General features: G+C 60.9%; 22 protein-coding genes, 1 tRNA gene, 1 pseudogene and 1 riboswitch. Of the genes and pseudogenes, 19 read left to right on the top strand and 5 right to left on the bottom strand.

Going from position 1 to position 26,200, the window contains the following annotated elements; all coding sequences use genetic code 11:
• Nucleotides 1-209, bottom strand: a pseudogene (gene glyA / locus BMW76_RS27225) (serine hydroxymethyltransferase); the annotation flags it as partial.
• A gap of 184 nt (nucleotides 210-393) precedes the next feature.
• Nucleotides 394-508: riboswitch (ZMP/ZTP riboswitch) on the bottom strand.
• A 190-nt stretch (nucleotides 509-698) separates the two neighbouring features.
• Between glyA and ydfG the strand changes: the two are divergent.
• The 10 genes from ydfG (at nucleotide 699) to BMW76_RS40540 (ending at nucleotide 8,212) form a co-directional block, all read left to right on the top strand.
• Nucleotides 699-1,445, top strand: a complete 747-nt coding sequence (ydfG, locus tag BMW76_RS27215; RefSeq protein WP_090870863.1) for a bifunctional NADP-dependent 3-hydroxy acid dehydrogenase/3-hydroxypropionate dehydrogenase YdfG — start codon at nucleotides 699-701, stop codon at nucleotides 1,443-1,445.
• 108 nt (nucleotides 1,446-1,553) lie between these two features.
• Nucleotides 1,554-2,024, top strand: coding sequence for a tol-pal system-associated acyl-CoA thioesterase (gene ybgC, locus BMW76_RS27210; RefSeq protein ID WP_090870861.1), 471 nt, complete (start codon nucleotides 1,554-1,556; stop codon nucleotides 2,022-2,024).
• Nucleotides 2,025-2,189: 165 nt separating this feature from the next.
• Complete coding sequence (gene tolQ, locus BMW76_RS27205; RefSeq protein ID WP_087732635.1) at nucleotides 2,190-2,867, top strand: protein TolQ; 678 nt, start codon at nucleotides 2,190-2,192, stop codon at nucleotides 2,865-2,867.
• A 10-nt stretch (nucleotides 2,868-2,877) separates the two neighbouring features.
• On the top strand, nucleotides 2,878-3,324 hold the full coding sequence (tolR, locus tag BMW76_RS27200; RefSeq protein ID WP_090870859.1) for a protein TolR: 447 nt from the start codon (nucleotides 2,878-2,880) through the stop codon (nucleotides 3,322-3,324).
• The gene (gene tolA, locus BMW76_RS27195; RefSeq protein ID WP_090870857.1) at nucleotides 3,321-4,334 is read left to right on the top strand and encodes a cell envelope integrity protein TolA; all 1,014 of its coding nucleotides are present in this window, start codon (nucleotides 3,321-3,323) and stop codon (nucleotides 4,332-4,334) included. Before tolR ends, tolA begins: the two co-directional genes overlap by 4 nt.
• Nucleotides 4,335-4,460: 126 nt before the next feature.
• On the top strand, nucleotides 4,461-5,753 hold the full coding sequence (gene tolB / locus BMW76_RS27190) for a Tol-Pal system beta propeller repeat protein TolB (protein ID WP_090870856.1): 1,293 nt from the start codon (nucleotides 4,461-4,463) through the stop codon (nucleotides 5,751-5,753).
• A gap of 19 nt (nucleotides 5,754-5,772) precedes the next feature.
• Nucleotides 5,773-6,279, top strand: a complete 507-nt coding sequence (gene pal, locus BMW76_RS27185; protein ID WP_090870854.1) for a peptidoglycan-associated lipoprotein Pal — start codon at nucleotides 5,773-5,775, stop codon at nucleotides 6,277-6,279.
• Nucleotides 6,280-6,294: 15 nt separating this feature from the next.
• Complete coding sequence (gene ybgF, locus BMW76_RS27180; protein WP_090870852.1) at nucleotides 6,295-7,044, top strand: tol-pal system protein YbgF; 750 nt, start codon at nucleotides 6,295-6,297, stop codon at nucleotides 7,042-7,044.
• Nucleotides 7,045-7,280: 236 nt separating this feature from the next.
• Nucleotides 7,281-7,356 (top strand) — tRNA-Lys (locus tag BMW76_RS27175).
• Between the two features lie 565 nt (nucleotides 7,357-7,921).
• The gene (locus BMW76_RS40540) at nucleotides 7,922-8,212 is read left to right on the top strand and encodes a hypothetical protein (protein WP_143062336.1); all 291 of its coding nucleotides are present in this window, start codon (nucleotides 7,922-7,924) and stop codon (nucleotides 8,210-8,212) included.
• A 40-nt stretch (nucleotides 8,213-8,252) separates the two neighbouring features.
• On the opposite strand, the gene BMW76_RS27170 is transcribed toward BMW76_RS40540, so the two are convergent.
• Nucleotides 8,253-9,011, bottom strand: coding sequence for a haloacid dehalogenase type II (locus BMW76_RS27170; protein WP_090870848.1), 759 nt, complete (start codon nucleotides 9,009-9,011; stop codon nucleotides 8,253-8,255).
• Nucleotides 9,012-9,204: 193 nt separating this feature from the next.
• Here BMW76_RS27170 and BMW76_RS27165 point away from each other — a divergent pair, with 193 nt between their 5' ends.
• The 6 genes from BMW76_RS27165 to BMW76_RS27135 all read left to right on the top strand — a co-directional run bounded on the left by BMW76_RS27165 (nucleotide 9,205) and on the right by BMW76_RS27135 (nucleotide 16,711).
• Entirely contained in the window at nucleotides 9,205-10,731 is a 1,527-nt protein-coding gene (locus BMW76_RS27165) for a recombinase family protein (protein WP_177200516.1), read from the top strand.
• Complete coding sequence (locus BMW76_RS27160) at nucleotides 10,703-11,614, top strand: plasmid partitioning protein RepB C-terminal domain-containing protein (RefSeq protein ID WP_090870844.1); 912 nt, start codon at nucleotides 10,703-10,705, stop codon at nucleotides 11,612-11,614. Before BMW76_RS27165 ends, BMW76_RS27160 begins: the two co-directional genes overlap by 29 nt.
• Nucleotides 11,602-12,582, top strand: coding sequence for a plasmid partitioning protein RepB C-terminal domain-containing protein (locus tag BMW76_RS27155; RefSeq protein WP_090870842.1), 981 nt, complete (start codon nucleotides 11,602-11,604; stop codon nucleotides 12,580-12,582). The genes BMW76_RS27160 and BMW76_RS27155 overlap by 13 nt, the downstream gene beginning before the upstream one ends.
• Nucleotides 12,583-13,352: 770 nt before the next feature.
• Entirely contained in the window at nucleotides 13,353-14,921 is a 1,569-nt protein-coding gene (locus BMW76_RS27145; protein WP_177200515.1) for a recombinase family protein, read from the top strand.
• Entirely contained in the window at nucleotides 14,890-15,795 is a 906-nt protein-coding gene (locus BMW76_RS27140; RefSeq protein ID WP_090870836.1) for a plasmid partitioning protein RepB C-terminal domain-containing protein, read from the top strand. Before BMW76_RS27145 ends, BMW76_RS27140 begins: the two co-directional genes overlap by 32 nt.
• Nucleotides 15,782-16,711, top strand: a complete 930-nt coding sequence (locus tag BMW76_RS27135) for a plasmid partitioning protein RepB C-terminal domain-containing protein (protein ID WP_090870834.1) — start codon at nucleotides 15,782-15,784, stop codon at nucleotides 16,709-16,711. Before BMW76_RS27140 ends, BMW76_RS27135 begins: the two co-directional genes overlap by 14 nt.
• A 1,134-nt stretch (nucleotides 16,712-17,845) precedes the next feature.
• On the opposite strand, the gene BMW76_RS27130 is transcribed toward BMW76_RS27135, so the two are convergent.
• The gene (locus BMW76_RS27130; RefSeq protein WP_090870884.1) at nucleotides 17,846-18,910 is read right to left on the bottom strand and encodes a glycosyltransferase; all 1,065 of its coding nucleotides are present in this window, start codon (nucleotides 18,908-18,910) and stop codon (nucleotides 17,846-17,848) included.
• Nucleotides 18,910-20,157 (bottom strand): oligosaccharide flippase family protein, encoded by a 1,248-nt coding sequence (locus BMW76_RS27125; RefSeq protein ID WP_090870832.1) that lies wholly within the window; start codon nucleotides 20,155-20,157, stop codon nucleotides 18,910-18,912. Before BMW76_RS27125 ends, BMW76_RS27130 begins: the two co-directional genes overlap by 1 nt.
• Nucleotides 20,158-20,439: 282 nt before the next feature.
• On the opposite strand from BMW76_RS27125, the gene BMW76_RS27120 reads away from it, so the two are divergent.
• Nucleotides 20,440-21,699 carry a glycosyltransferase family protein gene (locus tag BMW76_RS27120; protein WP_090870830.1) on the top strand — a complete coding sequence of 420 codons (1,260 nt, stop codon included), beginning with the start codon at nucleotides 20,440-20,442 and terminating at the stop codon, nucleotides 21,697-21,699.
• Nucleotides 21,700-21,823: 124 nt separating this feature from the next.
• Here the strand turns inward: BMW76_RS27120 and BMW76_RS27115 are convergent, their stop codons facing one another.
• Nucleotides 21,824-22,969, bottom strand: a complete 1,146-nt coding sequence (locus tag BMW76_RS27115; protein ID WP_090870881.1) for an acyltransferase family protein — start codon at nucleotides 22,967-22,969, stop codon at nucleotides 21,824-21,826.
• A gap of 383 nt (nucleotides 22,970-23,352) precedes the next feature.
• Here BMW76_RS27115 and BMW76_RS27110 point away from each other — a divergent pair, with 383 nt between their 5' ends.
• Together BMW76_RS27110 and BMW76_RS27105 are read left to right on the top strand one after the other, a co-directional pair.
• The gene (locus tag BMW76_RS27110; RefSeq protein WP_090870828.1) at nucleotides 23,353-24,861 is read left to right on the top strand and encodes a hypothetical protein; all 1,509 of its coding nucleotides are present in this window, start codon (nucleotides 23,353-23,355) and stop codon (nucleotides 24,859-24,861) included.
• 72 nt (nucleotides 24,862-24,933) lie between these two features.
• A complete protein-coding gene (locus tag BMW76_RS27105) occupies nucleotides 24,934-26,193 on the top strand; it encodes a glycosyltransferase (RefSeq protein ID WP_090870826.1) in 1,260 nt (419 codons plus the stop codon).
• Nucleotides 26,194-26,200: the final 7 nt, after the last annotated feature.

Here is a 26,200-nt window from a genome sequence, read left to right as displayed (position 1 = left end):
TCGCAACCGCCGTAATAGCGCTTGCCAGGATAGCCTTCGGCGTACTTGTTCGTGAGCTGCGAGCCCTGCGCGGCCATCACGGCCGGGCTCGTGTAATTCTCGGAAGCAATGAGCTCGATATGCTCTTCCTGGCGCCGGTTTTCGTCCTGGATTGCCTTCCAGATTTCGGGGTCGACGTTGGCGATGGTGCTTTGGGCTCTGTCAAACATGCTGGTTCCGTTAAGTGTGTTCAGGTTGACCGGATCGTGCGCAGGTCGTGTGCCGGGAGCGTAGTGGGTACGCAGCACTGCTGGCCGCTGCTGATGGTGGGAGCCTTGACGTGGCGCGTGAAGGAGGTGCCGCACACGCGAGGCAGGACAACCACTGGCAGCGCAAACGACGGCGCGCTCGAAACATGGCTGCCCAGGCGAACGGCAAAACGGCACCCTGCGCTTCACGGTGGGATGCTCCACCTTGAACCCGTCAGGCTTGACAGCGTCGGGTTCTATCGCCAGTCACGCAGGGGTGAGCGCGTTAGTTTATTGGAACCAGTGCGAATAGGCAACCGAACAGGCAAGCGCGCCGCGCCCGCCGCCAGAAGCCCCGCAGCGCCGCCCGACCTGCCGCCCGGACGTGCCTCCGCGCGGCGGGGTCATCCTTGCCGCAGCTCGCCATTGAAAGTAGGCTTGTGGCCTTTCTCCACCGACCAGGGAACAGCAATGATCGTGTTCGTTACCGGGGCGTCCGCCGGGTTCGGCGCCGCTATCGCCCGGGCTTTTGTCAAAGGCGGCCACCGCGTCGTCGCCACCGCGCGCCGCAAGGACCGTCTGCAGGCGCTCGCGGACGAACTCGGCGAGAACCTGCTGCCGTTCGAACTCGACGTGCGCGACCGCGCGGCCGTCGAGGCGGCGCCCGCTGCCCTCCCCGCCGACTTCGCAGCCGTCGACGTGCTAATCAACAACGCCGGCCTCGCGCTCGGCCTCGAACCGGCCCAGCGCGCGCTGCTCGACGACTGGACGACGATGATCGAGACCAACTGCACGGGCCTCGTGCAGGTCACGCGCGCGTTCCTGCCCGGCATGATCGAGCGCAATCGCGGGCATGTGTTCAATCTCGGCTCGGTGGCGGGCACCTGGCCGTATCCGGGCGGCAACGTGTACGGCGCGACCAAGGCGTTCGTGCGCCAGTTCAGCCTGAATTTGCGCGCCGACCTGCACGGCACGCCAGTTCGCGTGACCGACATTGAACCGGGCCTGTGCGGCGGCACCGAGTTTTCCAACGTGCGCTTTCGCGGCGACGACGCAAAGGCGGCAAACGTCTATCAGAACGTGCAGCCGCTCACGCCCGAAGACATCGCCGATTCCATCTACTGGATCGCGACGCGCCCCGTGCACGTCAATATCAACACGATCGAGCTGATGCCTGTCGCACAGTCGTTCGCCGGCCTGAACATCCAACGGGGTTGAGCATCGCCGCAACGAAATGCCGGCGGCCGCAAGGGAACGCGCGGCGCCCGCGCAACAAATGTGCCCAAAAATGCGGCGCGCTTTTGCGTTCCGGTAAAATGCGCGGCTATGAATATGTCTGACAGCCAGTCTGACGCGGAAACCGGCTTCATCTGGCCGATTCGCGTGTATTACGAAGACACCGACGCCGGCGGCATCGTGTTTTACGTGAACTACCTGAAATTTTTCGAACGCGCCCGCACCGAGTGGCTGCGGATCTGCGGAGTCGATCAACGCAAGCTGGCAGAGGAAACAGGCGCGCTGTTCGTCGTGCGCAGCACCGCGCTCGACTATCGCGCGCCCGCGCGGCTCGACGACGTGCTTCGCATCGTCACTCGGGTCGAGCGGATTGGCCGCGCGTCGGTGGACTTCGCTCAGGAAGCCTGGCGCGACGACACGCTGCTGGCAACGGGCACGATCCGCGTGGGCTGCGTCGACTCGACGGCGATGAAACCGGCCGCCATTCCTCCGCCTGTTCTCGCTGCCCTTCGGCGCGGATCGGACTCAAACGGCGCGAGCGTGTCAACGGCAGGCATTTAAGTGTCGTTGTTACCTCGACAGTGAATTCGTAACGGTCACAACAAGACCAAGCATGGTTCGGCGAAGGATCCGCCGAAGCTTCCGGTTTGCCGACTGAACGCCAACCGACCGCTTCGAACCGCCTTTCAGCCGGATGCCCCTCCCGGGACGTTACAGCGAAACTCTATGAACACTACTCAAGATCTTTCGATCATTTCTCTCGTTCTCAATGCGAGCCTGCTGGCGCAGGCAGTGATGGGGCTGCTGCTGTTGCTGTCGCTGATGTCGTGGACTTTCATCTTCCGCAAGTGGTTTGCGATTCGCCGCGCGCGGGCGCAGACTGAACGTTTCGAACGCGATTTCTGGTCGGGCGGCGACCTGCAGGCGCTGTACCAGAGTGCCGCGAACAACCGTCACACGATCGGGGCGCTCGAACGTATCTTCGAATCGGGCATGCGTGAGTTTCTGAAAGGCAAGGAAAAGCGGATCAACGATCCGGGCGCGATTCTCGACGGCGCGCGCCGCGCCATGCGCGCCGCATTTCAGCGCGAAATGGACGTACTCGAAGCCAATCTCGCGTTCCTTGCATCCGTCGGTTCCGTCAGCCCGTATATCGGTCTTTTCGGCACGGTGTGGGGCATCATGAACGCGTTCCGCGGTCTCGCGAACGTCCAGCAGGCGACGCTCGCGAACGTCGCGCCCGGCATCGCCGAAGCGCTGACGGCAACAGCCATCGGTCTGTTTGCCGCCATCCCCGCCGTCGTCGCGTACAACCGCTACGCGCACGACATCGATCGCCTCGCGATCCGCTTCGAAACCTTCATCGAAGAGTTCTCGAACATCCTGCAACGCCAGGCCCATTAAGGAGTCCACGATGGCCGGTTCAGTTCGTTCCAGCATGCGCGGCAGCCGCTCGCGCCGCGCGATGTCCGATATCAACGTCGTGCCGTACATCGACGTGATGCTCGTGCTGCTCGTGATCTTCATGGTGACGGCCCCGCTCGTCGCGCCGTCTATCGTGAACCTGCCGACTGTCGGCGGCGCCGCGCCCCAGCAGCAGACGCCGCCCGTCGTCGTCAATATCCGCGCGGACGGCAACATGAGCGTCAAGTACAAGGACGACGCGGGCACGACCCAGCAGGAGACGATGTCGCAAGCCGACCTGCGCAGCTTCGTCACCGACCGTGAGGCATCGCATCCGGATCAGCCCGTCGTGATCGCCGCGGACAAAACCGTGAAGTATGAAGTCGTGATGAACGTGATGTCCGACCTGAAGGCTCGCGGCGTCAAGCGCGTTGGGCTGCTCGTCAAATCGCAATGATCCGCCGACCGAAAAACGTCTATCCGCTGCAGCCGCCGCGCGAGCGCGGCACGGGGCGCGCGTTCGCGCTCGCCGCGCTGATGCACGTGCTTCTCGGGTTCTTCCTGTATCACGGCATCCACTGGCAGAACAGCACGCCCGCGGGCGCGGAAGCCGAACTGTGGACGCAGGTGCCGGATACGCCGGCGCCGCGCCCCGCCCCGCCGCCGCCTGCGCCCGTGAAGCCCGCGCCGCAGGTCAACGACGAAGAGGCTGACATCGCGCTGCAGGAAAAGAAGCGTAAACAGCAGGAAGCCCAGCGTCAGGCAGAGCTCGCCGAGCAGCAGCGTCAGCAGAGATTGCAGGCCCAGCAGGAAGCGGAAGCGAAACGCCAGCAGCAGCTGGCCGCCGATCAGGCGGCAGCCGCCGCGGCCGCGAAGCTCAAGCAGCAGCAGCAACAGCAGCAAGCCGAAAGGTTGAAGCAGCAGCAACTGGCGCAGCAGAAGCAGGATCAGTTGAAGAGGCAGCAGGAAGAGCAGCAGAAGGAACAGCAAGCGAAGCAGGCCCAGGCCGAAGCACAGGCCAAGGCTGAGGCGGCGAAAGCCGCGAAGGCCAAGGCACAGGCGCAAGCCGAAGCCGCGAAGAAGCTCGACGCGGAGCGCCGCGAGCGTCTCGCCGCGATGCAGGGTATGGCAGGCGGCGAAGGCTCGACGGGCAACGGTCTGGCGAAGGGCGGCACGGGCAGCGGTGCGGGCGGCAACGCCGCGTCGCCAGGCTATGCCGAGAAGGTGCAGCGCCGCGTGCGTCCGAACATCGTCTGGTCGGGTGACACGGCGGGCCTCGAAACCGTGGTTGCCGTCCGCTGCGCGCCGACGGGCACGTTGCTGAGCGCGACCGTCACGCGCAGCAGCGGCAACTCGGCATGGGACGACGCTGCGTTGCGCGCCGTCCAGCGCTCGGACCCGATGCCGCAAGACGTCAACGGCAAGACGCCCGCGAGCTTTACGATCACACTGCGTCCGGCCGCCTGAATGCGTTGAACCGCGTCGAACGGTCCGCCCGCCTTACAGGCGGGCGACCGGGAACGAATTCTGCGTATGGCGGTCTGTTTGTAATCCTGGAGTGTTAGAAATTCGTTTTTGGGGAATCTATACAGAATGAGTTTGATGACCAAGCTAGGCCTGCGAGCGCTCGTAGCGTCGTGCCTGATCGCCGCCGGCGGTGCCGCCCATGCACAACTCAACGTCCTCGTGACGGGCGTAGGGTCCACCCAGTTCCCGATTGCCACGGCCAATTTCGCCAACGAGGCAAATTCTTCTCAGCAGATCAGCGCGATCGTCCGCCAGGACCTTCAGCGTAGCGGTAAATTCACCAACATCGACGCCGGCGGCACGCCCGTTTCGGAAGGCGATTCGGTCGATCTGGGCGCGTGGAAGGCCAAGGGCGCTGATGCGTTCGTTGCGGGCAGCGTCACGCGTCTGCCGAACGGCCAGTACCAGGTGCGCTTCAAGCTGTACGACACCGTCAAGCAGCAGAACCTCGGCGGCCTCGAGCTGACCAGTCCGGAAAGCGGCCTGCGCATGAGCGCGCACAAGATCGCAGACTATATCTACGCGAAGTTGATGGGCGGCCGTGGCGTGTTCGCGACGCGCCTGTCGTATGTGATCAAGACGGGCGGCCGTTACCAGCTGCAGATTTCGGATTCGGACGGCCAGGACGCGCATATCGCGCTCTCCAGCCCGGAGCCGATCATTTCGCCCGCCTGGTCGCCGGACGGCACGAAGGTCGCGTACGTGTCGTTCGAAAAGAAGAAGCCGATCGTCTACATCCACGATCTGCCGACGGGCCGCCGCGTCGTCGTGTCCGATCAGAAGGGCAACAACAGTGCGCCCGCATGGTCGCCTGACGGCCGCACGCTCGCCGTTGCCCTGTCGCGCACCGGCAATACGCAGATTTTCGCCGTCAACGCCGACGGCAGCGGCCTGCGTCGTCTGACACAAGGCACCTCGATCGATACCGAGCCGTCGTACTCTCCCGACGGTCAGTGGATCTATTTCACCAGCGACCGCGGCGGCCAGCCGCAAATCTACAAGATGCCCGCCAGCGGCGAAGGCTCGGGCGGCGCGCAGCGCGTGACATTCAGCGGGAACTACAATACGAGTCCGCGCGTGAGCGCAGACGGTAAGCAACTCGCATACATCTCGCGCACGGGTGGGGGCTTCAAGCTGTACATCCAGGATCTGCAGTCTGGCGTCGCGACGGCGCTCACCGATACGACACATGACGAATCGCCGAGCTTCGCGGCGAATGGTCAGTACATTCTTTACGCCACTCAGGTGAACGGCCGTGGCGTGTTGGCCGCAGTTTCGACCGACGGTCGTACGCGGCAGGTCCTGTCCGTTCAGGGGGGCAGCGTACGCGAGCCTTCCTGGGGCCCGTTTATGCAATAACACACAAGGAGAGTGAAGCATGATGTCCAAACTTCGAATCGCATTTGCCGTGACCATGGTCGGCGCGCTGGCTGCCTGTCATTCGGGCGTCAAGCTCGACGAGAACGCCAACAAGGGCGGCGCAGGCGCGCAACCCAACCCGAACGATGTCGCCACGGTGAACGTCGATCCGTTGAACGATCCGAACAGCCCGCTCGCGAAACGCAGCATCTATTTCGATTTCGACAGCTACTCGGTCAAGGACGACTACCAGCCGCTGCTGCAGCAACACGGACAGTACCTGAAGGGCCATCCGCAGCGTCACATTCTGATCCAGGGCAACACGGACGAGCGCGGCACGAGCGAGTACAACCTGGCACTCGGCCAGAAGCGTGCTGAAGCCGTCCGCCGCGCGCTGTCGCTGCAGGGCGTTTCGGATTCGGAAATGGAAGCCGTGAGCCTCGGCAAGGAAAAGCCGGTGGCATCGGGTCATGACGAAGCGTCGTGGGCACAGAACCGCCGCGCCGACCTCGTCTATCAACAGTAATAGGTGGCAAGCCGTATGACGCACCGTTTCTCCTGGCTGCGCATGGCCGCAGCCGCTTGCGTCGCAGGGACGGCCGCGATGGCCCTGCCCGCTCACGCAGGCATGTTCGACGACGATCAGGCTCGCCAGGCGATCCTCGATCTGCGCAGCAAGACTGATAGTCTGTCGAGCCAGCTGTCGGCGGCTCAACGCACGATCCTCGATCAATCCAACCGTCTCGACCAGCTGAACCAGCAGGTCGCGACGCTGCGTGGGCAGAACGAAGACCTCGCCAATCAGCTCGCCACGTTGCAAAAGCAGCAGAAGGACTACTACACCGACCTCGACGGTCGTCTGAAGAAGTTCGAGCCGCAGCAACAGACGGTCGATGGCGTCCAGGGCACCGTGCAGCCCGGTGAAACGGAGTCGTTCAACGCGGCTTCGCAGCAGTTCCGCAACGGGGACTTCAAGAATGCGGCGGCATCGTTCCGCAGCTTTATCGCGAAGTACCCGCAAAGCCCGTATCAGCCGACGGCGCAGTACTGGCTCGGCAACGCGCTGTATGCGCTGCGCGACTACAAGGGCTCGACGGCCGTCTGGCAAGGCGTCGTGCAGAAGTATCCGCAGCATCCGCGCGCGCCTGAAGCCTTGCTGGCAATCGCGAACAATCAGCTCGAACAAGGGCAGAAGGCCGCCGCCCGAAAGACGCTCGAGCAGATCGTCGCGCAATACGGCGGCTCAGATGTCGCACAGTCTGCGCAAAGCAAGCTTTCGCAGATCAAGTGATCTTGCGGCGTCCGGTTCGCGCCTGGCGCCCGCTTGCTGGATGTAGATGCCGTAAATCACGCAGTGTCGAGGTTCGATAACCGATACGCGTGCCTCTCGCCGAAAGGCCCGGAACTTAGCCGTTTCGGGCTTTTCGTTTTTGGGCTTTTGCTTTTCGGACTGCCCGTCGGCGGCCGGTTTGCTCGGCGCATTGTTGACAGTCCCCGCCCTCGCCGATATAATTTCGCTTCTCTTTCGGGTCGTTAGCTCAGCTGGTAGAGCAGCGGACTTTTAATCCGTTGGTCACTGGTTCGAATCCAGTACGGCCTACCAAAGATTACCAGAGCGAGATCAAGGGCCTGCAGATGCAAGCCCTTTTTCTTTTGCGCATATGGTTCGCATGGTGTGCGACGGGAAGCACACCGAAGGGCATCTGGTTGCCGACCGATGCGCCTTCGCGCCACAAAGGAGAGACGACCGCGCATAAAGATGGGTCGGCCTGAACCGGTTGCGCTGCACCCTCACGGAGCAATCCGGCAGAATCCTGTCCGCCTTTTGACACCGTTAGCACGTGCGGGTCTGCGCGGGACCCCATCCGCACCATGTGCGCATCTGCACGCTACCGCGTGAGACTGACATGGCGGGAATCTGGCGTCCTCGCACGACTTGGCAGGTGAGCGTCACCGTCAAGTCACGCGTACGTCCCGCAGACTGATTGACGCGCTACCCTTGCCAGCGTCAATTAACATCGACACCGACAGCCCGCCGCGACATTCTCATCCTGTTTTAAAGGAACCTGAATGGCACGACGCGTGCGCACCGCGCCGGCTCAGCCCGGCCACACGCCCGCCGGTGCGACGCTGCCCGACGGCCTGAGCCACGCATAACCACCAAGGCGATGCGTGCGCAACTCGCGACGATGAACGATGCCAAGCGTTTTGGCACCAGCAAGCTCGGTTTTGACATCGCAAGCGAGGCCGACTGGCCCGCTCATTTACAGTGGCTTGTCGACGCTCTGGTGCGACTGGACAACGTCACCCGCCGCGCGTACAAGCATATCGCCCAAAGAAAGAGCCAGTGTGAGAAGCGCGAACGCCGTGTCTTGGCAAGTCCGCGCAGATCCGTAGCTGAAACGGGTCCGCCCCTGTGCAAATCTATCCCGCGAAGAACATGGATCGAGCGAAGTTGACTTGTACTGCTAACGGTTCTGGGTCTGAGGCGCCAGCGACTCAACTGGCTGGTGGCAACCGCTGGCTCTCCCCCACCAGCATCATGTCCGCGAGCTCGATGAACGAACTCGCGACAAAATCCCATTGGCCTTCTGCAAACAGGTCTTTGGTTTGCGCTTCACCGTGCTCGCGAGGACGCGAAACAAACGCCGTCTTCAGCCCACACGCCTTTGCGGCCTTTAGGTCATCGTTGTGGGCAGCCACCATACACAGCTCCGCTGGTTCAATCGAAAGCAGTTCCGCCGTATCGAGATAGACAGAAGGCGCGGGTTTGTACATGCGAACGACTTCGGCCCCAAGGATGGCGTCCCAAGGAATACCAGCGCGCTTGGCTATATCCAGCATGAGACGTATGTTTCCGTTCGACAAGGGCGCAATAATGAATCGCTCTTTCAACCGGCTGAGCCCGGGTACCGCATCAGGCCAAGGGTCCAGCTTGTGCCAGGCGAGGTTGAGTTCGTCGAGCGACGCCGCCGGTATGGATTGAGGGTCGATGCCCAATCCCGTTAGCACCTTCTCGAGGTTCTCCCGATGTAATACATCGAGTCGCACAAATCCGCGATTGCCGGCACGGACTTCCGCCATGGCCGGTACATATTCCCGTCGCCAGGCATCGGCGAACTTAAACCGGTCGACAGTCAGCTTCTGCGACGCTATGAAAGGGGCTACCTCTCGGGCGACGCCATTCCTCCAGTCGACAACGGTCCCGAAGACGTCAAACACAAGTGCTTTGATACCACTGTCACTAGCGCTACCCATGCTTGTCGCTCCATGTAATGGAGTTGTTTGCTCTCGCGTCGTGAATTTTTGGTGACTTTCGTCAGCAACGCTTGACTTGAAATTCCAGCAACCTATCAATAAAGCAGCACTACTTCCGTCCGGGGCTGCAATGTCCAGGGTGTCGCAGTATCCCCCGTCGTCAAGCGTACATCGTGCGGCCCAGCATATCCGCATGTCGACCGACTATCAGAAGTATTCCCCCGAAAATCAGAAGCTCGCTATTTCAGAGTTTGCCACGCGTAAGAACATCGAAATCGTCGCAACGTACGAGGATGCCGGAAAGAGCGGAGTGACTTTGCACGGCCGCGCGGGCCTACAACAATTGCTCGCAGACGTCCATAGTCCAGACAGAGGATTCGAACTGGTGCTTGTATTTGATGTCAGCAGATGGGGACGGTTTCAGGACGTTGACGAAAGCGCCCACTACGAGTACGTGTGCCGGCAGGCAGGTGTGCAGGTGCTGTACTGCGAAGAGAGCTTTAACAATGACGGCACCCCTGCCTCCAGTCTCCTGAAGGCGTTCAAGCGCGCCATGGCTGGCGAATACAGCCGTGAACTGTCGCGTAAAGTGTTCGCTGGACAATGCAGGCTCGCCGAACGAGGTTTCTGGCAAGGTTCGTCCGCCGGCTTTGGACTACAGCGGATACTGGTCAATTCTGCACGCCAGGTCAAAGGACCACTCAAGGACCTCGAACGAAAGAGTTTGCAAACAGACCGCGTCATAGTAGTCCCAGGCACTCCATCCGAAACAGCGCTTGTTCGTCGCATCTTCGAATGGTACGTCGAACAACGCGTCGGTCCTTGCAGAATCGCAAAGCGACTCAACGCATTCGGCATCTGCAACGCGCGCGGAGGCAAGTGGAGCGCTCAGCTGGTTGGCAACATTCTCAACAACGAGAAATATGCCGGAACGAACATCTATGGTCGCACCTCTACCAAACTCAACGCGAGCTGGAAGCGAAATCCAGAGACCGAATGGGTTCGCTCGCCAAATGCATTTGAAGCAGTCGTTGCCCCGTCGATGTTTGAAGCTGCACAGGACATACGCCGTCGGCGTACGAGGTTCCAAAGCGACGAAAAACTACTCGCAAGCCTCGAGGGTTTTGTGCAGTCGACCGGCAAGGTCACCCAAAGGGCAATCGACCGCGAATGGTCACTGCCCGCCGGCCAAACATACGCCCGGCGATTCGGAAGCATTCTCAATGCCTACTCACGCATCGGCTATGAGCCGGGTTGTCATGGCATGTCTCCGGAAGTGTTTCGGGCGGCACGGTCGGCACTTAACGCACGGGTCCAGCGTATCGCAGATGAACTTCGAATCAGAGGGCACTCACTGACGTTTTCGGCCGATGGCGACACTGTAACTGTCGATAACGAGTTGAGCATCAGGTTTGTAGCGAGGCTCGTGCGTCACTACGATTGTCGAAGTCCGCGTTGGAAAGTGCGCTGGCCGCTTCGCTCGTCCCCCCATCTTCTCGCGGTAATACGACTCGACGCTGCATTCGTCTCGCTTGTCGACGTACACGTCTTCCCACGCGGCAGCCTGCCGCCGGGTAGAGAGTTGGCGATATCCGTTGGGAAGGGACGCGAGAGGATTCTCGAGAAGTTTCGATTCCCGGATGAAAGTATTCTGCTTGAGCTGACGGCGCGTTGCCGTCTGGAGGTGTGCAATGGACGGCCAATCTCTGCAACCGGTTGAATCTATCCCCATTGACCGGATTCGCGTGCTCAATCCAAGAACCCGAAGTAAACGGCAGCATCAGGCAATTATCGACAGCATCGCCGCCGTCGGATTGAAAAAGCCGATTACAGTGAGCAAGAGGCTGGCCTCGAGCGATGGATACACATACGACCTCGTGTGCGGTCAGGGTCGCCTTGAAGCCATCCGGTTGCTGGGCGGCGAAACGATACCAGCTCGGATTGTCGTCAAGGATGAGGCAGACTGCCTGTTGATGAGCCTCATAGAAAACGTGGCGAGGCGTAACCACTCCACACAGGAACTGCTCCGTGATATCCAGGATTTGCGCCAGCACGGTTACGAGGATGAAGATATTGCAACGAAGGTCGGGCTATCGGCTGCCTATCTGCAAAGTCTGATGTTCTTGCTGGACCGGGGAGAGGAGAGACTGCTTGCTGCAGTCGACAACGGGACAATTCCCATCGCCATCGCGATACACATCGCGCGTGCGGAGGAAGAGCAGGTGCAGTCGGCCCTCATGGACGCCTACATAAATGGCACACTGAAGGGCAAGCAGCTAGCCGTCGTCAGGAAGCTCCTCGAACGAAGAATTGCTACGGGCGAGCGCAAACTGAAGCCGTCCGGCATCAATCCCGGTTCGCGGAGCAAGCAGCTGAGTCCGGACTATCTGCGCCGTGTGTATATGCGCGAAAGCAACCGTCATAAATTGCTGGCAAAAAGGGCCGAGGTTGTACACGCCAGACTATCTTTCATCGTCCACGCGCTGCGCGTGCTGATGCATGAAAAGGAATTCATTGAGCTTCTCGACCAACAGAAGCTGACCACGTTGCCCCGCGTGCTGGAGCAGCGAATTAACAGTGGGGTGCCAACATGGACGGACTGACAAAGACAACGCTGAAGCAAGCCTTCGATGTGCATCCCATCACTCTAGGCCTGGACAAACTGCGGTCGTCTCGACGCCTGCCCGACAATGCCACGACCAGCAGGAAGTTCTTGCAGATTCTCGCCTCCATCGCGACGGTTGGCCTCGTTGAACCCCTCATTGTCGCGCGCGACCCTGAGAACGAACAATTTTATCGGGTACTCGACGGGCGTCTGAGGATAGAGGCGCTGCATCGGCTCGGCATATCGGAAGCAATCTGTCTCATTGCAAACGACGACGAAGCCTACACCTATAACAAGCACATCAACCGGCTGACACCTGCGCAGGATGCCCGAATGATAGCCAGGGCGATTGAGCGAGGTGTACCGAAGGAACGGATAGCTTCGTCGCTTGGCATCGACGTTAATACAGTCAGACGACGTGCGACGATGCTCGATGGAATTTGCCGGGAAGCTGCCGCGCTTATTGCTGACAAGAACTGTCCAGCAACCACTTATGCGACGCTAAAACTGATGAAACCACTGCGGCAGATTGAGGCTGCGGAACTCATGCGTGGACAGACCAACTTTTCGTCCGTCTTCGCAAAAGCAATTCTGGCCGCAACGCCCGAAAGCCAGCTCGAACGGCAAAAACATTCGTCAGGTAAGACGCACTCGGAACTCACTTCCCAGCTTGCGCGATTGGAAAGGGAATTTGCCACACTTCAGGCGACCATCGCTCAAACCGATGAACAGTACGGCGTCGACCACTTGCACCTGACGGTTTCAGCCGCTTACATTGCGACTCTCATGCACAACCCAAACATCGCAGTATGGATGGGTGCTCATCATCCAGAGTTTTCTGCAGAGCTGAAGGCAATCAGCGACGAGTCGGGTAACCTTTTGCCGGCCGTCAAATCAAACCGGTCCCGTATCAAGCACCACGGCGATAGAAGGACCAATTCAAGACCGACCCAGGCAAGTTTGTAAGGTGGCTGACGCAAACAGCAAACCCGTTTTACCGCAGTAGAAGGCTTTGTCCGCCGCCCCAACATGTGCACAGGCAAGACCGGCCGCCTCTGTCAAAACTCGCGCTGTACTTACACCAGTGCGCTCGCCTGTCGGTTGGTCGGCTCTCCGCGAGCCGTTACCGGCCTCAACGAGGACAGGTTAACTACCCAGCGTGCAACCTGGTTCGCACGCCGGGGACGATATGTGCCGACAGAAGCACGGTCACTATATCCATCCGATATTGCCCAGATGGTTGAGACATGTCTGGTAAATCTCCCGGGCGACTGCAACGCGAAAATCAACTCGCAGATTCTCAGTTATCAGCGCGGTCGCTATATCCCGGTCCAAAACTTCTGACCTGCTTTCTGCAACACGCTTTGCGAGGTCGAGAGCATAGCTGGACAGTCTAACTCGCTGCATCAAGTCCGCCCCACCACCATTCTTCAAAAGCCATAGTCTCGTCGACTCGACGGTGTGTTGCGGCGACAGCCATTCATCCGTAATCGCCTTAGCTAGCAATTGCGAAATGACGAGGTAAGTCAACAGTTCCGCTCGTCCTCGCAGGTCAAGATTAAGTGGTGTGCTCATCACGCATACACCGAAGTTATCTACCCGGACATTCTAGTCTACTGATAGTACGTGTCCATTGACGCAACATTATCAAGAATCCGCGCCTTGACTTCGCGTTATAGCGGCGTATCAATAAATATCCCAGCCTGCCCCATTCCCCGATGCACTCGCCCACAGCCGTGGCCGATGTCGGCGTCCGCCTGCGCGCAGCGCAATACGTACGCATGTCGACCGACCATCAGCAATATTCGCCAGAGAATCAGAAAACCGCGATTGCGGCGTATGCGCGCGACCATGACATCGATATCGTCGAAACCTACGAGGATGACGGCCGCTCAGGCGTCACCCTTCGTAATCGCCCAGCGCTGATGAAATTGCTCAAGGACGTGCTCGACCAAACGAGGCTTTTCGATGCCGTCCTCGTCTACGACATCAGCCGATGGGGGCGATTTCAGGACGTCGATGAAAGCGCCTATCATGAGTACCTCTGCCGCCAGGCAGGGGTCAAGGTCATCTATTGTGCAGAGCCTTTCGCGAACGACGGTTCCCCCACGTCGAACATCATCAAGACTATCAAGCGCGCGATGGCCGGCGAATTCAGCCGCGAGCTGTCGGAAAAGGTCTTCATAGGACAGTCAAGACACGTCGAACACGGGTTCTGGCAGGGCTCGCCCCCGGGTTACGGGCTACGCCGAATGCTTGTCGACGCAAACCGCCAGCCTAAGGGTTGCCTGCGCTTCGCAGAACACAAGAGCATCCAGACCGACCACGTTGTACTCGTCCCCGGTCCGCCGAACGAAGTCGCACTGGTTCGAGAGATTTTCCATTGGTACGTGGACGACAAACTCGGCATTTACCGGATTGCGGCAAGACTCAATGCATTCGGCCTGTATAACGGCTATGGCCGCCCCTGGTCGAACGCCACCATTCACGAGTTGCTTCGAAACGAAAAATACGTCGGCAACATGATCTGGAACCGTTGCTCACAAAAGCTGCACGGCATATATGTACGAAACCCTCCGTCACATTGGCTCCGGACTGATGGAGCATTTGAGCCGATAGTAGACCAGCAGATATTCAACGCCGCGCAAGCTCGCCTGAGGCGGTATCAGTCCAAAGTCGACACGCCCGAACTCCTCGCCAGCATATGCCGGCTTCTACACGAGACGGGTCAGTTGTCAGTGCGCGAAATCAAGAATCGACTGGATATACCGGGAAAATCAAGAGCGCGGCACCGGATTGCCTCACTTGAGACCCTCTATCGTAGCGTCGGGTATTTTCCCGCTTTCGATATCGCATACGTGGACCATCGAATCCAGGCAAAAAAGACGATGGCGCAACGGGTGTCTGGCCTGATTGCACAGTTGGAGGAATCGGGACATCACGTAGAACACAACGCAAAGCTCTCGGTGCTCTGTATCAACCATGAGCTCAGAATAAAGGTTTCGGTCACACTGGGTCGCAAGGAAAATACTTTACAACCGTACGCAGTTGCCACGAAATCGCAGCGCTACCCCGCCGACCTGGTTCTGGTTGGATATTTCCCCCGCCCCAGGTTGTCTCTCGAATGCTTTTACCTGCTGCCAGAGGGTGTTCTTGAAGACAGATTCGAGACAACCCTCTGTCACTCCCGTGTGCCCGGCGTAGACGGATTCAGGATGCACGACCTCTCCGCTCTTCTGACGCTTTGTGCACGTACAACGATTGAGGCACTTCATGAATCCCCTGACGACAACGAGTATCGTTGATATTCCGCTCGACCGCATCCGGGTAATCAATCCACGCGGACGCGGAAAAAGGCAGCACCGGGCAATCATCGAAAGCATAGCTTCAGTCGGGCTGAAACGGCCGATTACCGTCAGTCCACACACTGGACCCGACGGGGAAGTCTCGTATGACCTTGTCTGCGGCCAGGGCCGAATTGAAGCGGTGCGCACGCTCGGTCATACCACCATTCCGGCACGGGTGGTGGAAACTGATGAACGAGGCTGCCTGGAAATGAGCCTCGTCGAGAACGTCGCGCGACGCAATCACGCTCCGGTCGAACTTTTGCGTGATGTCGACGGTTTGGTGAAGAGTGGACAACCGCTCGATGAAGTGGCCGTCAAAGTGGGGCTCTCGCTATCGTATCTGCAGAGTCTGCTCACCTTGCTGGGGCAAGGCGAAGAACGCCTCGTGGGGGCAGTGGAACGCGGCACATTGCCCGTCGGGCTCGCCATCTCGATTGCACGGTCAACGGATACAGAACTCCAGCTCGCACTGGCAGATGCGTATGCAGACGGAACCCTGAAGGCCCGACAGCTCGCAGTCGTCCGTCGCATCATCGAACAGAGACTGAAGAGCCGTGGATGTCAGAAATCACGAACGCGTCCGGTTACGGCAAGAGGCGCGCTCAATTCAGAAACGCTACGCAAGATTTACGTCCGCGAAAGCGAACGACAACATCTCTTGATTAAAAAAGCCGATATGGTGCATGCGCAGCTCTCGTTGGTGGTCTCGTCATTACGAGAGTTACTGCAAAATGCGGAATTTGTCGACCTCCTGCGTCAGGAGAACCTCGCGAGCATGCCACGCGTGCTTGCCGACCGTATCAATGGAGTGAATAGCCATGAATCTGCATGACGATTCGCCACCCGGAGCCGTCCGGGCTGCGTTTGAAAGGCAAACGGTTGAACTTCCTGTCGCGGTCCTGCGTCCCCATCGCCCCCTTGTCGCAAGCGCCACGCACTGCAAGAAATTTCTGCAGGTGCTCGCATCGGTGGCCACACTGGGTCTTGTCGAACCGCTTGTTGTCATCCAGGAGCGTGATGCCGAAGGCTACTACGTGGTGCTGGACGGTCGCTTGAGGCTAGAGGCGTTCCGCCGTCTTGGCAAGGAAAGCGCAATTTGTCTTTTTGCGACTGCAGACGAGACGTACACCTATAACCGGCATGTAAATCGTCTGACCGCCGGGCAGGACGCACGAATGATTGCACAGGCTGTCAGGCGTGGAGTTTCTCAAGAGCGCATTGCAGCCGTACTCGGAGTTAATGAGCGGACCGTCAAGGCCAAAGTCAAATTGCTTACAGGCATCGGTCATGATGTGGCCGCACTTCTTGCAGACAAAAATTGTCCGGCCGCAACCTACGAAATATTGAAGTCCATGAGGCCGTTGCGTCAGCTCGAGGCGGCGGAGCTGATGTGCAGCCAGGATAACTTCAGCTCGGCCTTTGCGCGAGCTATCAAACTGGCCACGCCGCCCGAGCAACTGATATATGTGCCGGCGTCGAACGAAGGCAAAGACGAGGCAGTACAGGAACAGATTGACCGTCTTGAGCGCGAAATTGCATCGCTTCAGACGAAGGTGACGGACGTGGAAGAGCGCTATGGCGTTGAACACATGCATCTGGCGGTCTCACTCAGCTATGTGACCACCCTGCTCGAGAACAAGGACATCCGTAGCTGGTTGACAATCAACGCGCCGGGTCACTACGCAAATCTGCATGATTCGGTTACTTTAGCCGGTCCTCGTTCGCGGTCGCGACAGGTAATGAGGTGAAACTGGGTCAATAGGTGCTGTGGGACGTCTCGATTGGTGCGGCACCTAACTGATGCCAGGCAGACCAGCGGATATGGTCACTATCGAAGCCTACAAAAATACAAAGGGGAAACGTCATGTTCGGCCTGGGTGAGCCGATGACACGGAGCAAACGGCTGTTGGTTTCCTGTCGTAGCTTTGGCGCCCAAATGCTCGTAGGAGTGTCTACTTGGCTGATTGCTACTATCTCCGGCATCGTGTGGACGCTGAGTCGATTGCATGCTGTGCATGCTTCTGGTGACAGCGAAGACGTTGCCGCTGCTCACAGAAGGGATGTGACTTTTGCCGCCACTATTCCGGTCTCTGGCTACATGGCTCGGAAAGCGTTTGCGATACATGGATTTTCCGCGCCAATGCGACTTCGGTTCAAGAATGCGACTTCACTCGGACTTGAAGCGATGACCTGGGGGCTGGTCACTACACTAGGACCGTTCTACCCGCTCATTTGCTGCGTACATCCGGACACGCAATTCTTGCAATAATACTGAACACGGTCGTGGACAATCGTTGCGCACCGGGCGGACTTGTCGTCCCACGTCTGAGCAGCGTCGTTTAGTCCTCTTGATTGATGGCAGAAATTTTATCGTTTTCGCCGGCGAGCGAGGTTCGAGCGCTAGTCTTCGAGCTTCGTCTCCCTGAGACGAGCTTTACGGCAAATCCCCACTTCCCCTCCTCCCGTGACTGTAAGAATACGAAATCACTCATATTGTGCACGACGACAACCAGCGGTCATTCGCTTGCTGAAGGTGAGGCTGCAGCGCCGGTTGGGCAAAACGTCTGCAAGTGACCGCGCCTTCAGGAACTCCGGCATCCCACGCTGGCGTGGTCAATCAAGGACGTGCCACGTCCGTATTCACATACGTCATACCGCTGAAAATGGAAAGGCCACTTCTGCAGAGCATTCTTTCCGCGACATGGAGTTCCTGAGATTCAGTGGGCAATCAGGCGGGTACGCCGCCGCACGTCGTGGTCACGGATGTGCATCAGCAATCAGCGGCGGCAAAGGAGTGGCGGACCAATTCGAAGTGCTTTGATTCCAGCGTGTCATTGGTCGGGTCGCAACGTCGCCGCACAGTCATCACCGCGCAATGGCGCTCAAACCCGCGCCGCAACCTTCCTTGCGACATCGAGATACCGCTCGGCCGTATCCTTCAGCGTCAGCCCGACGAGTGTCCGCTGCGCCCGAGGCTGCGCGAGCGCGCCGAGGAGCGCGGCGGCATAAGCGGCCGTATCGTCGGTATCGACCAGTTGCACGCACGGCAGCGCCTTTGCGAACTGGAAGGGCATGATCGTGCTGGCGACGACGGGAATCCCCGAAGCCAGCGCCTCCAGAAACGCGATGCTGTGCCCCTCGGAACGCGACGGCATCGCGAACACATTCGACGCCCGAAGCACACCGCACACGTCCGGGTGCGGCCCCTCCACGCTCACGCGCGCTTCGAGCGCGAGCTTCTTCACCAGATCCTGAACCGCCGCGAGATAAGCCGGGTCCTCGACGACGCCATACAGTTGCAGCCGCACATCCTTCACCTGCGCCGCGACCTCGTGAAACGCGTGCACCGTCTGCAACTGGTTCTTCACGGACGTGTATCGCCCGATCTGCACGATCTGCAGCGGCGCATCGCCATCGCGCGGACGATCGTCGAATGCGAAGCGCGTCGTGTCGACGCCGTTCGGAATCAGCGTCAGCGACGGATGCGCGCGAACACTCTTCGTATAGTCATGCAGATTGGCCGGCGATACCCCGATCACCGCCCTCGCCCGCGACGACAATATCCGTTCGACGTAGCGAAAGAGCGTCCGCTCGAAATCGTTGACGGCCGAATGCATTACGTAGATCACGGGCACTTTGGTCGGCAGCGCGCGTGCATAGAAAGCGGGAATCGTCGCGTGAGCGAACACGACATCGGGCCTGAAATGCCGCAGCATGCGGGCCAGGAAAACGAGCTTGCCCGGCAGTGTCGAACGCCTGCAAGGAAACACACACTCGACGCCGTGACTCTCCAGCTCGCGCGTGAGCAGCGCGAAATCCGCGTGCTCGGGCAACAGCGAGGTCACCCCGACCACGCTCCCCTCGCGCTGCTGATGGATCGCGAGATCCTTCGCAAGCACCTCCGCGCCCGACAGACGCGGCTCAAGCACGAGATGAAGAATCCGCATCAAAGCACCCTTGCCGTCCGATACGCCATCCACATCGCCGCGCAACTCAGTCCGAGCGTCATGGCCCATGCAATGCCCGTGACGCCCCAGTAGTGCGTCGCTGGCGGCACGCAGGCGAGCAGCACGATGACCTGGATCACCGACGCCTGCGTGGTCGCCTTCGCGTCGCCGACCGCGCGCAGATACGAGACCAGCACCGCGATCAGCGCGCCGATCGCCATGTTGATCACAAAGATCTTGAAGAGCGGCACGGCGGGCAGCCATGCCGGTCCGAGAATGAGCGAAAAGAGCAGGTGCGCCGCGAGCCTCAGCACGATCACGACAACGACGAGCCCCAGTGCGATCAAACCAATATAGCGCCTGAAAAGCCGCGCGGCGACCTTGGGATCGGCGCGATGGCGCGCCGCGAACGTAGGAAACAGATACTGCGACATCGCGATCGCGGCATCGGCGAGCAGCATCTGTGCGAGCCGCGACGACATCTGATACGCGCCCAGTTGCGCCGGCCCCAACAGTTTGCCGACCACCACCTTGTCGAACTGGTTCAGCACGAGATTGACGACGCTGCCCGCCCAGATCCAGCGGCTGAATCCGATGTAATGGCCGATGCCCGACCAGCGCAGACGAATGGGCGGACGCGGATTCATCGTGATCCACGTAAGCGCCGTCTTCAGCGATTCGCCGACGATCATGCCGAGCAGCACCGAATACGCGCCCGCGCCCGCCAGCGCGAGCGCCAGCCCGAAGCAGCAATCGACGAATGCGGCCGATATCTCGACGAGCGCGACATGCTGGAAGCGCCGGTCGCGCTGCACGACGTAATACGCCGGCGACGCGACGCCGCGCAGCAGCGGCAGCAGTGCCGCAAGCTGCAACAGCAGCAGCGCGCCGCCCAGATGAAACTGGCTGTTCATGATCGGCGCAAGCGCGACGAGCGCCGCGCCGATCAGCACGCCGCGCGATGCAAGCGTGGTCCAGACTGCGCCGAGTTCATCGCGTGTCGGCGCGGCCTGCCCCTGTATCACGGCCTGCGACAGGCCCGTATCGGACAGCGCCTCCGCAATGGCAACGGCCAGCAGCGCGACACTCACGCTGCCGATCGCCTCCGGCCCGAGAATGCGGCCGATCGCGAGAAACTTGACGGCCACGAGCCCGCGCATCAACACCTGTTGCAGCAACACCCACGTCGCCGCGCTCGAACCCAGACTTGCCTTGAACGAAAACGCCGGTAGCCTCATCGTCCGCAATCTTCTTCTCCTTGTTCCGTCAATGCAGTGCATCGTCGTGAGAAAGCACGGTGTTAAAGCGCTGCGTCATGTCTCGCGCCACGCGCGGACAAGGCGCGGCCCGCCGGCGCAAACACATTCCTCAAGGTAACTCGCCATACCCGCACGCGAACGCCATCTGCCAGGCAGAATCGGCAACGTGCGGCGCAGGCTGTCCGTTCGCGCCAAAGATATGGCGAAATTGTCGGTTCGCACCGAAAGCGGAATGCTAAGGTGGACCCAACAGTGCTCGTCAGGATCACCATGGAACGCGCAACTCACCTCGTGCCCGTCGAAGCGCCCATCGCCGACGCCGCCAGGCTCGGCTACGTCGTCATCATCGAGCCCAATTTCACGGGGCATCGCTGGCGCTACGTCGAATGGATCACGCAGACCTGTCTCGAAGCGGGTTACCCGTGCCTCGTCGTAACGGAGAACTCGAACGAGGATCATCGGCTCGCGCGCGAGATCATGGCCGCGAACCGCGAGGATTTGCAGATCGCATTCGTCGATGCGGAAAGCCAGCGTCAGGGCCGCGGCCTGAAGCGCGTCAGCTACGCGCGCTTTCATGCCTACTTCAAGCTCGCATACGACTCCGTCAAACGTGTCGAGCGCGTGCGCCTCGTCGTCGTGCCTTACGTCGACTACTTCTTTCACGCGCTGCCGCTGCTCGGTACGCCGTTCGGCAGGACGCCGTGGATCGCCATCACGATGCGCGCGACGTTCCACCATCGCAAGGTCGGCGTGCGCACGCCGGGGCGGCCGCTCGTCAATACGCTGAAATCGCTGCTGTTTCGCCGCGCCGTGCATACGAAAGGGCTGCGCACGCTGCTGTCGATCGATCCGACGCTGGCCGAATGGGTCGGCCGCGCGAAGCCGAAACATGGCGCGAAGGTCGAGTATGTCGCCGATCCGTTTCCCGATGCGAAAGCCGAAGACCCGCTCGTTGCGCGCGAGCGTCTCGGGCTCGATCCCGACGGCCGCTATCTGCTCGTCTACGGCTCGATCAGCGAGCGCAAGGGTGTCTGCGAGCTCGCGGAGGCGCTCGCGGGCATGACGGACGCGCCGACCTTGCTGCTCGCGGGCGAACAGGACCCGGACATTCGCGGCTTCATGCGCGCGTTCATTCCGATCCTCAAGCCGGCGCCCGTGATCCTCGACCGCTTCATTTCGAACGAGACGGAACGCGACCTGTTCTCCGCCTGCGACGCCGTATGGCTCGGCTACAAGGGCCACTACGGGATGAGCGGCGTGCTGGTTCAGGCGTACCGTTTCGACAAGCCCGTCGTCGCGACGAGCGAGGGGCTGATCGGCTGGTTCTGCCGCGGCGGGCAACTGGGGCCGTGCCTCGACGATCTGTCCGCGCAATCGATCAAGCACGCGCTCGATGACGTTGCCGCGAAGTGGCGCAGCGGAGAACCGCATCGGCGGCCGCTCGATCATCTGCTCGCGCGCAACACGCTCGGGCAATTCAAGGAAACGTTGCGTCAGGCGATCACCGAAGCGGTCGCGACGCGCGCCTGAGCCCCGCTTCTCTTGAGCAACGGCGACATTCGCGCCGAAGTCACGCGGCGCGCTCGCGTGGTGTCGTTGATGTGCATGCGTCACGGGCAATTATCGCTGCGCAGGCATCCATAGCATCCGCGCATCAGGAAAGTTGCCCGCCGACAGGCATCTCTTCGCGCACCGACGCATTCCGCCTGGCCGGAAACAGCGCATTGCGCAGTCGCAGGAACGGATACTCGACGGCGCGCGTCATCGCGTAGCCCGCAATGATGGCGACGGCCGCCTGCGCGGACAGCGCGAGCGCCCACACGACGATGGGTGGCAAGCCGAGCGCCGTCGCCTTGTGGATCACCATGTCGCCGGGCGCGAGCGCGAGCGAGTGCCACAGATAGATACCGTATGAGTAGACGCCGAGCCACGCGATCGCGCGATACGCGAACGACGTGCGCACCTTGGCCGAGTGCTCGAGCATCAGCACGATGAATGCGCAAAAGCCGAGCGCCTGAATCGTGTAGCCGATGCTCTCGTCGAGCGGAATGTGCTTCGTCGCGAATGCGAGCCATGCGACGAGCACGGCGACGACAGCGAGCAGCAGCCCCGTCTTTTTCGCAAGACGCTGATACACGTCCGGCTTCATCCAGTAGATGGCGGCGAGGATCACGCCATAGAGCAGACTATCGATCCGGTACTGCGTATAGAAAAACGCGGGGTCCACGCCCCCTCTCGCCACTTCGATGCAACGCGCGATCAGCACGATCACGCAGATGCCGCCGAGCACGCCGATGATCGAGCGGGCGCGCATCTGCCAGCGCGCGAACAGCAGCAACACTGCGGGCAGGAAAAGATAGAAGTGCTCTTCGACGGCGAGGCTCCACGTCTGCGAAATGGACGTGCCGAAGTAGTTCTGCAGATGGGTCAGGTTCTGCCACAGGAACGAATCCAGCGGGTGACGTCCGACGATGGCGTGAAAGAGGATCAGCACGTAATACGCGGGCCAGATCTTGAACATCCGGCGCACGATGAAGCGGCGTGCGTCGACGTGTCCCGTCTCCGCGTATTGCCGCAGCAACAGTCCGCCGACGAGGAACCCGCTCAGCGTGAAGAACAGGTTCACACCCTCGCGGCCGAAATTCTTCAGCGGATACTCGATGATCGAGATCAGCGTGCTGCCCGTGTTGACGGTGTGAAAGTGAAAGCCCATCACGGCGAGGATCGCGATACCGCGCACGAAGTCGAGTTCGACGGATCTGCCCCGCACCATCGATTCCGCGCTGCCGAATAGCTTCATGCTGTTCCCCTTCGACGTCGTTTGCTGCGTTGATCGTTTCGTTGTTTGCGAGCCGCCGTGCGGGAGATTCGCCTGCCTGTTTTGGCCCATGCATGGCCGCGTTCAGCGGGCACTTCTGGCACAGTATGCCAGTCATGTTGCTTGCTACTGCGTGCACATGTGCGCCAAGTTGCCGTCGTTCTCGGACAGCGTCATTAGAGGTACGAAACCGTCTGATGAACGGCGTCGGGCCGCATCGGTCGACCCCGCCAGAACCCAGGCGAAATACGCCTCGCGCGGACTTGAGCGGAAGCCGGCCATTTATATTCAGACTGAACAGTGGCGCGCGTCGCCCTGCCACGATGAACGCACCGCACACCCCACAGGGAGAGGGAGAATCGTCGATGCGCAACAAGTACGCTACGTTGTGGATCTGGATGTGCATCTTTCCGCTTGCGCTCGACTACAAGGCTCCCGACGCGGATTCGGGTCACGCTGCCCAGGTGCTGCTCGTCCTCCCCGTCCTCGCGGCCGCCGTCGCGCTGATGTTCATCGCACCGCGCTTCAAGCATTCATCCCCGTTGCGCAGCTTCGTCACGTTCTGTCTCGTGTTGAGCGTGCCGTGCAGCCTGATCTCGCAATTCGTGCAGGGCAACGATTTCGGCAACTATATGCGCGTCATCCTGCCCTTCCTGCTGTTTCTGCTCGGCTATGAAATGGCTTGCCATCCATGGCACGAAGACCGCATCGGCCAGATGGAAAAGGCGCTGTTCTGGGCCAACCTGGTCGCGCTGATCTTCACATTGATCTTCGGCATCGCGACGAGCGGCGGGCTCGGTGCAATCGCCGACGTGCGCTATCGCATCGTCTCCGTGACGCTGCTCGCCTTGCAAGGCGTGCTGCTGCACGAGTTTGTGCTCGCGCGGCGCTTCTCGCCGTTCATGCTGGCGACGTTTCTCGCCACCGTACTCATCGAGCTGCTGAGCGTGACGCGCAGCCTGCTGGTGGGCACGGTGATGCTGTTTCTGCTGGCGGCGTGGATGAGCGCGCCATCGGCGCGTCATCTGCTGAACTCGGCCGTGCGCGTGTTCATCGTGAGCGTCGTGATCGGCTCGATGGCCGCTGCCGCCGTATGGAGCTTTCCGTCCGTCAGCAAGCACTGGACGCAGCGCTTCGACGCCGCCGCCAACACCGAAACCGGCAAGGACCCGACGACGATCACGCGTCTTGCCGAAATCAAGGACCAGTTCGACCAGGTCACGTCGTCGACGCAGACACTGCTGCTCGGCGAAGGCTATGGCCACTACTATCGCTATTCGCCGCAGTATCTGCCCGATCTCGCGGGGCAGATCACGAAGAAGGATTTCTACGCGATCCACGAGTGGGCGGCGGGCCACAACTTCTGGATCTACCAGCTGTTCGCGGGCGGAATTCTGTTCGGCATCGCGCTGCCCGTCGCGGTGGTCTTCGTGCTCTGGCATTGCTCGCTCGCCTACCGGCGATGGCGCGCGCGCTCGCCCGGCGCGCCGCTTTTGCCCGTGTTCGGCCGCGCGATCCTGCAACTGGCCGCGCTGCCCGCGACGTCGATCGGCGGCAATCCGCTCGGCCCGCGTTTCTCCGGCCTCGTATTCGGCATCGCGCTCGGCCTGACGGTCGCCACCTATTGCCGGCTGCATCGTGAGCTGGACGCGAAAGCGCGCTCGCGCGTCGAGCCCGTCGTGCCGCCGCAGGCGTCGAGGACGCCGGTCGGCGCAAGACGTCCGACGCCCGGGCCAACGCAACAGCCGACGCGGCCCGCGCCGTTTGCATCCGCCGCGCAGCACGACGCGCTTCAGGACACGAGCGACACCGAGCCGTTCGATGCCAGCCGCGCGGGCGGCCTGCGTCAGCGCGGCGTGCCTGCATCCGCATGAAGGCCCCTCGCCGGACACCCGGTTCGATTGCGTCACGCCATTTCCATTCGCACTACGCCGCATGACTTGCCAATGAAAATCCTCCATCTGCTTTCGACAGTCGATCCGCGTGCAGGCGGGCCGACTGAGGGCGTCCGACAGAGCGGCGTCGCGATGGCGTCGCTGGGTCACGAGATCGAAGTGGCATCGCTTGATGCCACCGATGCGCCCTATGTGCGCGACTTCCCGCTGCCCGTGCATGCGCTGGGCCCCGGTCGCAATTACTACGGCTTCACGCCCAGCTACGTGCCGTGGCTGGGCCGCGAAGCGCAGCGCTTCGATGCGGTGATCGTGCATGGCCTGTGGCAGTACCACGGCTTCGGCGCATGGCGCGCGCTGCACGGGTCCAATGTGCCTTACTACGTGTACACGCACGGCATGCTCGATCCGTGGTTCAAGCGCACCTATCCGCTCAAGCACCTGAAGAAATGGGCGTACTGGCCGTGGGCCGAATATCGCGTGCTGCGCGACGCGGCCGCCGTGATCTTCACGACGGAGGAAGAGCGGCTGCTCGCGCGCCAGTCGTTCTGGCTGTATCGCGCGAACGAGCGCGTCGTGCCGTTCGGCACCAACGCGCCGCCACCACATGCGCGAGCGTTGCGCGAAGCCTTCCTGAGCGCATATCCGCAATTGCGCGGCAAGCGGATCGTGCTGTTTCTCGGACGCATACACGAGAAGAAAGGCTGCGATCTGCTGATCCACGCATTTGCCGATCATGCGCAGCGCGACCCGGACGCGCATCTCGTGATCGCCGGTCCCGATGCGACGGGCTGGCAGCGTCCGTTGCAGGCACTGGCGCGCGCATGCAGCATCGAGGAACGCGTCACATGGCCCGGCATGCTGCAAGGCGATATGAAGTGGGGCGCGTTCTATGCGAGCGATGTGTTCGCGCTGCCGTCGCATCAGGAGAACTTCGGCGTCGCCGTTGCCGAGGCGCTGGCGTGCGGCCTGCCTGTACTGCTGTCCGACAAGGTCGGCGTGTGGCGCGAGGTGGAAAGCGACCACGCGGGGTTGGTATCGAGCGATACCATCAGCGGCACGCAACGCAACCTGCTGAACTGGCACTCGCTCGACCCCTTCGACAAGGCGAAGATGCGCGAGCAGGCGCGCAGAACGTTCGACGCGCGCTTTGGGATCGCGAGCATGGTCGATGCGTTGACGGCACTGCTGCAGCCTCAGGCGGTGCCGACGGCGATGGCGTCACGCGAGGCCGATGCGCAGCAGAATGCGCCGGGGGCAGGTGCGGGTATGGCTTCGAAGGCGGCGGCGCAGAGGGAGCATTCGGTCAGTTGAACCCGCG

The sequence above is a fragment of the Paraburkholderia diazotrophica genome, assembly GCF_900108945.1.
Taxonomy (GTDB): Bacteria; Pseudomonadota; Gammaproteobacteria; order Burkholderiales; family Burkholderiaceae; genus Paraburkholderia; species Paraburkholderia diazotrophica.
The sequence above is the reverse complement of the archived record's forward strand: the minus strand, read 5'-3'. Positions and strand labels throughout refer to the sequence as shown.